Annotated in this window: 1 protein-coding gene; it reads right to left on the bottom strand. The window is 70.3% G+C overall.

All coding sequences use genetic code 11. The annotated features are described in order from the left end of the window. Window positions 1-1,313: pseudouridine synthase (locus tag GSQ79_RS15540; RefSeq protein WP_158809611.1), on the bottom strand; the 1,313-nt coding region annotated here is incomplete at its 3' end. Window positions 1,314-1,331: the final 18 nt, after the last annotated feature.

Here is a 1,331-nt window from a genome sequence, read left to right as displayed (position 1 = left end):
TCGCGCCGCATCGGGGCTGCCGACCGCGCCGGGCGCTCCGACGACTCCGGGCGCTCGCGGCGCTCGGGCCGCCCGCGCCGGCCCTCGGCGGGAGCGGGGGCGGAAGAAACCAGCCGCTCGACTTTCACATTGCGATTGTGACGGTCGAGCGTGTCGCTGCGCTCGAAACGCTGGCGCGGGCCGGCCTTGGTGGCGACGGCTTTTTCCGCGCGCAGCGTCGAGACGTGGCGGCGGGCGCCGGCAACCGGGCGTTCGCGGATCGCCGGGGATGCAATTACCTCGTCGGCAAGATCGCGATCGCGAAAATTGCGGCCGCGCGGGGCGGCGCTGCGCTCTTCGGTCTTGCGCGCCGGCTTGGCGGCATCGCGAGCCCCTCGGGCCGGAGCGCGCGTAAGGGTCTTGGGCGGCGAGACGATCGGCGCCATCTCGGGTTCGCTGAAGTCGACGCCAGCCTCGGCGGCCAAGGTCGGGCCGAGCTGGTCGCGCAGGATGCGGGTCTTCACCTCCTCGACATGGCCCTCGGGCAGGTCGAGCAGCTGGAACGGCCCGAAGGACAGGCGGATCAGCCGGTTCACGTCGAGCCCGATATGCTCGAGCACGCGCTTGACCTCGCGGTTCTTGCCCTCGCGCAGGCCCATGGTCAGCCAGCAGTTGGCGCCCTGGATGCGATCGAGCTTGGCCTCGATCCCGGCATAGTCGACGCCGTCGATGGTCACGCCATGCATCAGCTTGTCGAGCTCGGGCTGGTTGGTCTGGCCTTTGGCGCGCACGCGATAGCGGCGGACCCAGCCGGTCGCCGGCAGTTCCAGAACGCGGGCGAGGCCGCCGTCGTTGGTCAGCAGCAGCAGGCCTTCGGTGTTGTAGTCGAGCCGCCCGATGGTCACGACGCGGGGGCCGTCCGGCCAGTGCTCGCGCAGATAATCGGCCACCGTCTCGCGGCCTTCGGGATCGTGATCGCTGGTGATCAGGCCGCCCGGCTTGTGGAACATGAAGAGCCGCGTCTTTTCGGCGGAAGGCAGGGGAATGCCGTCGACGAGAATCTTGTCGGCGGGGCCGACGTCGAGGGCAGGGCTCGTCAGCACCACGCCGTTGACCTCGACACGGCCGTCCTCGATCCAGGTCTCGGCATCGCGGCGCGAGCACAGGCCGACGCGCGCCATCAGCTTGGCGATGCGCTGGCGGTCGCCTTTGTCCTCGTCGGGGGCGCTCGCGGCGGCTTTCGCCGGCGCCCGTTTCATCGGGCGGGCAGGGGTATCGCGGCGCGGGCCAGGGCCGCCGCGGGGTTTTTGGCCGTTGTTCTCGTCTCTCGTCATCACCCCTGATATCAGACA

Source organism: Beijerinckia sp. L45, assembly GCF_009765775.1.
Lineage (GTDB): Bacteria > Pseudomonadota > Alphaproteobacteria > Rhizobiales > Beijerinckiaceae > RH-AL1.
The sequence above is the reverse complement of the archived record's forward strand: the minus strand, read 5'-3'. Positions and strand labels throughout refer to the sequence as shown.